The following is a 7,605-nucleotide window of genomic DNA, read 5'->3' on the forward strand; positions in this document are numbered from 1 at the left end:
TCGGCAAGTGCGTGAGTCCCCGGGACCATACATCAGTATGTGACTGGGGCGAACAAGCGCAGCCAACGCCGCTGTAGTGCAAAGTATGAAGCAGGATCGGCAAGTGCGTGAGTCCCCGGGACCATACATCAGTATGTGACTGGGGCGTATAAACGTAGCCAACGCAACTGTGGCGCGAAGTATGACGGGAAATGCATCCTGCGAAATAATTTTTGCTGCAGCAAGGCGGCAAGTGCGAGAGTCCCCGGGAGCATACATCAGTATGTGACCGGGGCGAGCAAGCGCAGCCAACGCGGCTGTAGTGCAAAGTATGAAGCAGGATTAGCGTTCGTCGCGACGGCCGCCAACCGCTGCCCAAAGCCGGCGCACATGCACAGTAATCTCTTCACGGTCGTGGTACAGCTGGCGCGCCTGAATCTGGGCATTCACTCCCTTCTCTTTCAACGACGCATCCATCATAGCCAGATTTTGCGTGACCTCTTCATAACGCTTTTTCATTGGCAATTTGAGGTTGAAGATTGCTTCACGGCACCAGCCATTGACCAGCCACTCCGTCATCAAACTGGCGACGCGAACGGGTTTTTCCACCATGTCACACACCAGCCAGCTGATGTTATTGCGCGATGGGCGGTATTTGAAACCATCTTCACGGCAGTGCGTGACTTGCCCGGTATCCATAAGGCTGGGGGCCATCGGACCGTTATCTACGGCGTACACCCACATGCTGCGTTTGACCAGTTGATAAGTCCAGCCGCCAGGGCAAGCACCCAGATCCACGGCATACATGCCGCTGCCCAAACGCTCATCCCACTCATCGGCCGGGATGAAGACATGAAACGCTTCCTCCAGTTTCAGCGTTGAACGGCTTGGGGCATCCGACGGGAACTTGAGGCGCGGTATCCCCATATAGAACGGGGAGTTGTTCTCTGGCAGCGAATAACCGACATAGCAGGTACCCGGAGCAATGAAGAACACATGTATCACTGGGCGTTTTGGCGACTCGTAGTTGAGCAGGATTTTACTCTCACGCAGGCTGGCGCGCAGCGGCACGGTTAACTTACGGCAAAACTTGGTCAGTTCTTTCGCTTCATTAGTATCCGGCACTTCAACGCGCAGCTCACCGCCCTTCTCCACCACACCCGTTAACATGCCGACAATCGGGGTAATACGATCTTCTGGCGGTAAATCGCGCAGCAGTTCGCCTACCACCAGCATCTGACGGGCGAAAATCAGCTCGGCAAACGGCAGTGTTTGAATCAGCTTTTCCGCATCTTCCTGCTGATAGCACTCATAGAGCACGTAGCCGGAATCATCTTTAACGCGGGCAAAACCGTATACTTCGCGCTCAGCGGCTTTGGTACTGATCTCCGCCGCACACTCTTTCTCAAAGCCAGGACGGCAATAGAGTAAAACTTTATTCATGGCGATCCGCCTTTCGTTTAAGACGCAATGCGCCAATCAACATCAAGAACCAGCCAATCAGGAAAAACAATCCTCCCACTGGCGTAACAAAAACCCAAAACTTCAAGTGTGACAGCGCTAAGCAATAAAGGCTGCCACTGAATAACACGGTGCCGAGCGCCAGCGCGGCGCTGCTCCAGTAAAACCAGATATTGGCGCGGCGCAGCATGGCTGCACCCAGACCGATCACCGCCAATGTGTGATAGGCCTGATATTCAAGACCGGTATGGATCCACGCCATTTCCGCCGGGCCGAGCGATTTGCTCAGCACGTGTGCCCCAAAAGCACCAAAGGCCACCAGCAGAAATCCGCTGATGGCGGCAAACACAAACATGGCACGACTGGACATTCATTGTTCCTCAGGATGAAACTGCACATCACTGTGCAGCACTCAACGCGTTAGTGATCGTAGCGAAAGCGGAATTTTTCTTGTTCAGCTGCGGCTTTTTCCAGGATCCACTGACGAAAGGCGGCTATTTTACCCAGTTCTGCCTGGCTGTCATGACAAACCAGATAAAAAGCGTTTTTACTGACTAACACGTCATTAAATGGACAGACCAGCCGTCCAGCTTCAATTTCACTCTGCGCCATCACATTATTCGCCAGCGCCACGCCCTGGCCGTGAATCGCCGCCTGAAGCACCATCGCGCTATGGCTAAAGATCGGCCCCTGCTGCACATTAATGTGCTGCAATCCTAGCTGACGGATATAGGATTGCCAGTCGCGGCGCGAAGCATCATGCAGCAGCGTAAAGTGCGCCAGATCGGCGGGCGTTTTAAGCGGATGGTCGCCAGTCAGAAACATGGGCGAGCAGACCGGCAGCAAATATTCGGCATACAGTTTCTCAACGCGCAGGCCCGGCCAGTTACCGCGACCATAGAAAATCGCCACATCAACATCATCGGCCAGTTTCTCTTCATCGCGGTCCACCGCCTGAATACGCACATCGATGCCCGGATAAGCCATATTAAAGCTGGAAAGACGTGGCACCAGCCATTGAATGGCAAAGCTGGGCAACAGACTGACGGTTAAGGCACCCTTCGCGCTGCGCGCCTGAAGTTTACGCGTCGCATCGTTGATAGCCGAGAAGATCTCTTTGATATCCAGATAGTAGCTTTGACCTTCTTCTGTCAGTAAAAGCGAACGATTCCTCCGTCGAAATAGCTTAAGACCGAGGAAATCTTCCAGAGATTTAATCTGGTGGCTAACAGCTGCCTGGGTGACAAACAGCTCTTCAGCGGCTTTTGTAAAGCTTAAATGGCGGGCTGCAGCATCGAAGACGCGTAAAGCATTAAGCGGTGGAAGGCGTTTAGACATGGTTTTCCATCAGCGGATTCACAAGGTAACAGTCCGACTTATACAAGGTCGTTACGTATTAGTTATTTTAATCCGAGACATTATAATTTGTCCGTTGAGGAAGCTCCAGCAAATACCTATAGTTGCCGCACTTCCTGAGCCGGAACGAAAAGATTTCTGGAAACGTGCGAGAGATCGCAGACTTTTGGAGAGCTTTTGGCTTGTGGTCGTGATGTTGTGTTTGCATTTTGATCTGACGATTGCAGATCAAACTTTTAATTCCTGTAGATTTACCCTGTCTGTCCAAGTGATTTTATGTAGCACCGCAAATTGCGGTGCTTTTTTTTGTCCTACACATCCCTGTGTACCCCATTAGGGCCGTCACTGAAGCGACGTAAAAATTTCTCCGGGAAATTTTTTGGCTTGCTGCTTACTGACCCATCTCAACCATCTCTTTCACATCTGTACGATTGATCTGCTGCTCGTTGCCATTGGCATCTTTATAACTGATCATACCGGTTTCATCGTCAACTTTCGGTTTCCCGTCCGCTACAATGGTGCGACCATCATTGGTATGCATGACATAATTGCTGGAACAAGCAGCCAGGGTAAAGGCCATGGTACACACGGCCAGCACTGCGGCGAGTTTTTTCATCTTCTATCTCCTTGCAGATTGATTGCATTAAACCACCCGCAAGCGCTGACCAGAGGCAGCAAAAAGTGAAATCGACTGGTTAAGGTCGATTCGTTATGCGGGTTGCGGTTCAAACCTTGCAATAATTAGCATAACGCGCTTTTCCAGCTTTGCCAGCGAATCGGCCGGGTTTCAGCCTGGTCCTAAAATTGAACACAGTGGGTTTCGTATGACCATCTTCTCCCCAACCGCCTTCCGTGCGCAGTTTCCTGCATTAAGCGATGCGGGCGTTTATCTTGATAGCGCAGCCACTGCCCTGAAGCCTCAGGCGGTGATCGACGCCACGTCGCAGTTCTATAGCTTGAGCGCAGGTACCGTGCATCGCAGCCAGTTCAAATCAGCACGCGACCTGACGGAGAAGTATGAACAAGCGCGCGGCCGGGTGGCCAAATGGCTGCAGGCGGGTGATGACCGCCAGATTGTCTGGACGCGTGGCACCACGGAGGCTATCAATCTGGTAGCCAACAGCTGGCTGGCTCCGCGCTTACAACCCGGTGATGAGATTGTGGTGAGCGAGGCGGAGCATCACGCCAATCTGGTGCCGTGGTTAATGGTGGCGCAAGCTGCTGGCTCGAAGGTGGTGAAATGGCCGATTGGTGCAGATCGTCTACCCGATATCCGCTTGCTGCCTGATTTGCTTAATGCACGCACTAAGCTGCTGGCGATTGGGCAAATGTCGAATGTCACCGGTGGCTGTCCGGATCTGGCACAGGCAATAACCCTGGCGCATCATGTTGGCGCCAAAGTGATGGTAGATGGCGCACAGGGCGTGGTGCATGCTCCCCCCAACGTTCAGGCGCTGGACATCGACTTTTATGCTTTCTCCGCGCATAAGCTGTATGGCCCAATGGGCGTTGGAGCGCTATATGGCAAAGCCGAGTTGCTGGACGAGATGGATGCGTGGCAAGGCGGCGGCAAAATGCTGACGCACGTCGACTTCGATGGCTTTACTCCGCAGGCGGTGCCATGGCGGTTCGAAGCAGGCACACCCAATGTGGCTGGTGTGGTGGGCCTGAGCGCGGCGCTGGAATGGCTGTCGCATCACCACGCTGAAAAAGCAGAGATGTGGAGCCAGCAACTGGCCAGCCTCGCCGAAGAGCAATTAAGCGAGATTCCCGGCTTCCGCAGTTTTCGTTGTGGTAATGCCAGTCTGCTGGCGTTTGATATCGCGGAGATTCATCACAGCGATATTGTCACGCTGCTGGCAGAACAAGACATCGCCCTGCGCGCCGGACAGCATTGTGCCCAGCCATTAATGGCGGCACTGGGTGTCAGCGGCACCTTGCGCGTGTCATTCGCGCCCTATAATAATTTGCAGGATGTGGATGCGCTGGTGCGCGCCATGCATCATGCCGTAGACCTGTTGAGTGAATAACGTTATGACTACCCTGATCGGCCCACATCCTTTTGGCGATGTGATTACTGAAGCCAGCCTGACCGAAAAGTTTACCCATTTTCATCAGTGGGAAGATCGCTATCGCCAGTTGATCCAGCTCAGCCGCCAGTTGCCCGTTCTGGAAGATGAGGTGAAGACGGCAGCTATTGAGCTGAGCGGTTGCGAAAATCGTGTCTGGCTGAGCAGCCAACGGCTGCCGAACGGCACGCTGCACTTTTACGGTGACAGTGAAGGCCGCATCGTACGCGGTTTGCTGGCAGTGCTGCTGACGGCGGTGGAAGGCAAAACGCCAGCGGATCTGTTAGCACAAGATCCGCTGGCGTTGTTTGATACCTTAGGCCTGCGTGCGCAGCTTAGCGCCTCGCGCAGCAGTGGTTTAAAGGCGTTAGCAGATGCAGTGCAGCGCCACGCGCGGACACATCAAGCAGCCTGACGCGCCGCGCGTGCAAGGAATTTTTTCAACGCGTGCGAGACTGCGATAAAACCAAAAGTGGCGGTCACCATAGTGGCCGCACCGAAGCCCGCCGCACAGTCCATGCGTTTGGGGCCATCAGCGGTACTTTTCGAACTACAGACGCTGCCATCCAGCTGCGGATAGACCAGTGCCTCAGTGGAAAATACGCAATCAATCCCTAGCTTGCCTTTGCTGTTCTTGATGACGCCAAAATCACTTTTCAAACGCTCACGCAGTTTCGCCGCCAGCGGATCCTGAATGGTTTTGGCTAAATCGCTGACCTGAATCTGCGTCGGATCGATTTGCCCGCCCGCACCGCCAGTGGTGATCAACGGAATCTTGTTACGGCGGCACCAGGCAATCAACGCCGCTTTCGGGCGCACGCTGTCAATCGCATCAATCACGTAATCGAAACCCGCTGACAGTAACTCAGCGGTGTTATCCGGCGTGATGAAATCATCAATGCAGATCACTTCGCACTCAGGATTTATGGCGCGAATACGCTCCGCCATCACCTCGGTTTTCGCTTGTCCTACTTTGCCTTGCAGAGCGTGGATCTGGCGATTGGTGTTGGTAATGCAGACGTCGTCCATATCGATCAGCGTGATTTTACCAATCCCGGTGCGCGCTAACGCTTCGGCAGACCACGAACCGACACCGCCTATACCAATCACACAAAAATGGGCGTCGGCAAAACGCTGCAGCGCCTCTTCCCCATACAGACGTGCCGTACCGCCAAAACGTTGCCGCCAGGCATCGCTGACTACTTTCATATCAAACCTTTTGATGCGGTGCGCATGAATGCGCACCCTACAGAAACAGTGATGGACGCGTTGGATCGCGAAGACTGTCGACCCATGGCAAATCAGCTGAATACTCCCGCTGATTTGCCGCAGGGAAGAATATCAATTCGCCCCGATAATCAGTGAACCATTATTGCCATTTTGCGCATTGCTGAACAGCGGCTGTCCTGCACCTGGCGCGGCTTTCAGCACCCAAACGCGGCCATAGTGGTTGTAGAATCCGGCAAGGTGCGCAGCGTCCGGACCGACACCCTGATAGATGTCGAAGTGCTGGCCTTTGATCGCCCCACCCACATCCAGTGCCACCATCAGGCGCATCTCATACTTGCCGTTAAATTTGCCCTTCTCGTTCAACTGCGGTACTTCCGCTAACAATGCCGTGCCTGCGGGAATCAATGAACGATCGGATGCCACCGAGGCTTTGGCAATCAGCGGCACCGCACTGGCACCGCGCACCGGCACGTACTCTTCCGGCTTAAAGAACACGAAGGATTGGTTGGTTTCCAGCACATCACGCACTTGTTCCGGCGTATGTTCCTGTGCCCACTGACGAATCGCCTGCATCGACATATCTTCACGCTTCACTTCACCGCGATCGATCAGCTCTTTGCCGATGCTGTGATAGGCCCAGCCATTTTTGCCGCCGTAGCCGAAGAAGCGCAGTGGACGACCATCACCGAAGTCAACGTAACCGCTGCCCTGCACGTCCATCATAAAGTTGTCGATCAGCGAGTTGCTCCAGGCAATCACGTAACGATCATCAAGTCCGCCACTGTATATAGAAGCACGGCTCGGCAACTTCTGACCGCGTGTGCGCGGTGGCATGCGGTAAATGGGATACTGGAACTCTCCCTGACGCGTGTAGCGTGCTTCCACCACTGGCGTGTAGTAGCCGGTAAACTGCACATTACCGTAGTTATCGGTGCCTTCCATCTGATAAGCGTTAAGGCCAAACTGGCTCAGCTGACGGGTATCCGCGCCGGAGAGCAACCAGTTCTGGATTGCGCTGTAAGTGCCGGTGTTGCGACTGTATAAGCCGCTTGAGGCACTCTGAATCTGCTGGATCTGCACACCAAAATCTCTGCCATTCACCGGACGCCCTTTGGCATTCGGTTCATTGACCAGCCCGAGCGGTTGCTCCAGCTTGCCATCGATATATTGCTGACCACGGTCAGTCGGTTTAGAACTACAACCCGCTAACAGCGCGAGAAACGCGCCAGTAAGTGCATACTTCGCCCAATGTCCTTTCATCACTTTCTCTTTTTCTCGGTTGTTTGCACCGCGACGATAGCAAAGGGGCAGAGAGAATGAAATCCGCCACGAGATACCGCGCTCACATCTGTACAATTAATCGCCCAATGGCACTATTAATCACCAACTGGCTGTAAATTTAAGGCTTTAACACAAAAAGAGGTTGCATCGCCGCGCGTCGAGAGTATAGTGCGCATCCACGGACGCGGGGTGGAGCAGCCTGGTAGCTCGTCGGGCTCATAACCCGAAG

Annotated in this window: 8 protein-coding genes; 2 read left to right on the plus strand and 6 right to left on the minus strand. The window is 53.9% G+C overall.

Annotated features, from left to right (window positions below):
* Window positions 1-321: 321 nt before the first annotated feature.
* The 4 genes from rlmM to IAE30_RS29665 form a co-directional block, all read right to left on the minus strand.
* Window positions 322-1,422: a 23S rRNA (cytidine(2498)-2'-O)-methyltransferase RlmM gene (rlmM, locus tag IAE30_RS29650; RefSeq protein WP_200681615.1), complete on the minus strand. Its 1,101-nt coding sequence runs from the start codon at window positions 1,420-1,422 to the stop codon at window positions 322-324.
* A complete protein-coding gene (locus tag IAE30_RS29655; protein WP_034823080.1) occupies window positions 1,415-1,810 on the minus strand; it encodes a DUF423 domain-containing protein in 396 nt (131 codons plus the stop codon). Before IAE30_RS29655 ends, rlmM begins: the two co-directional genes overlap by 8 nt.
* Window positions 1,811-1,860: 50 nt before the next feature.
* Window positions 1,861-2,778 (minus strand): transcriptional regulator GcvA, encoded by a 918-nt coding sequence (locus IAE30_RS29660; RefSeq protein WP_045816412.1) that lies wholly within the window; start codon window positions 2,776-2,778, stop codon window positions 1,861-1,863.
* 409 nt (window positions 2,779-3,187) lie between these two features.
* Window positions 3,188-3,412, minus strand: coding sequence for a YgdI/YgdR family lipoprotein (locus IAE30_RS29665; RefSeq protein WP_034823084.1), 225 nt, complete (start codon window positions 3,410-3,412; stop codon window positions 3,188-3,190).
* Between the two features lie 208 nt (window positions 3,413-3,620).
* Between IAE30_RS29665 and csdA the strand changes: the two genes are divergently transcribed.
* Complete coding sequence (gene csdA / locus IAE30_RS29670) at window positions 3,621-4,826, plus strand: cysteine desulfurase CsdA (RefSeq protein WP_200681616.1); 1,206 nt, start codon at window positions 3,621-3,623, stop codon at window positions 4,824-4,826.
* A gap of 4 nt (window positions 4,827-4,830) precedes the next feature.
* Window positions 4,831-5,280, plus strand: a complete 450-nt coding sequence (csdE, locus tag IAE30_RS29675) for a cysteine desulfurase sulfur acceptor subunit CsdE (protein ID WP_045816410.1) — start codon at window positions 4,831-4,833, stop codon at window positions 5,278-5,280.
* On the opposite strand, the gene tcdA is transcribed toward csdE, so the two are convergent.
* Together tcdA and mltA are read right to left on the minus strand one after the other, a co-directional pair.
* Complete coding sequence (tcdA, locus tag IAE30_RS29680; protein ID WP_045833720.1) at window positions 5,268-6,074, minus strand: tRNA cyclic N6-threonylcarbamoyladenosine(37) synthase TcdA; 807 nt, start codon at window positions 6,072-6,074, stop codon at window positions 5,268-5,270. The two genes, csdE and tcdA, sit on opposite strands and share 13 nt — an antisense overlap.
* 132 nt (window positions 6,075-6,206) lie before the next feature.
* A complete protein-coding gene (mltA, locus tag IAE30_RS29685) occupies window positions 6,207-7,355 on the minus strand; it encodes a murein transglycosylase A (protein WP_200681617.1) in 1,149 nt (382 codons plus the stop codon).
* Window positions 7,356-7,605 lie beyond the last annotated feature (250 nt).

This window comes from Pantoea sp. S61 (assembly GCF_016625145.1).
Taxonomy (GTDB): domain Bacteria; phylum Pseudomonadota; class Gammaproteobacteria; order Enterobacterales; family Enterobacteriaceae; genus Pantoea; species Pantoea rwandensis_B.

Excerpts from the sequence above, each read along its gene's own strand:
- mltA (WP_200681617.1), bottom strand. The coding sequence starts at position 7,355 with ATGAAAGGACATTGGGCGAAGTATGCACTTACTGGCGCGTTTCTCGCG.
- IAE30_RS29655 (WP_034823080.1), bottom strand. The coding sequence starts at position 1,810 with ATGTCCAGTCGTGCCATGTTTGTGTTTGCCGCCATCAGCGGATTTCTG.
- csdA (WP_200681616.1), top strand. The coding sequence starts at position 3,621 with ATGACCATCTTCTCCCCAACCGCCTTCCGTGCGCAGTTTCCTGCATTA.
- IAE30_RS29665 (WP_034823084.1), bottom strand. The coding sequence starts at position 3,412 with ATGAAAAAACTCGCCGCAGTGCTGGCCGTGTGTACCATGGCCTTTACC.
- rlmM (WP_200681615.1), bottom strand. The coding sequence starts at position 1,422 with ATGAATAAAGTTTTACTCTATTGCCGTCCTGGCTTTGAGAAAGAGTGT.
- tcdA (WP_045833720.1), bottom strand. The coding sequence starts at position 6,074 with ATGAAAGTAGTCAGCGATGCCTGGCGGCAACGTTTTGGCGGTACGGCA.
- IAE30_RS29660 (WP_045816412.1), bottom strand. The coding sequence starts at position 2,778 with ATGTCTAAACGCCTTCCACCGCTTAATGCTTTACGCGTCTTCGATGCT.
- csdE (WP_045816410.1), top strand. The coding sequence starts at position 4,831 with ATGACTACCCTGATCGGCCCACATCCTTTTGGCGATGTGATTACTGAA.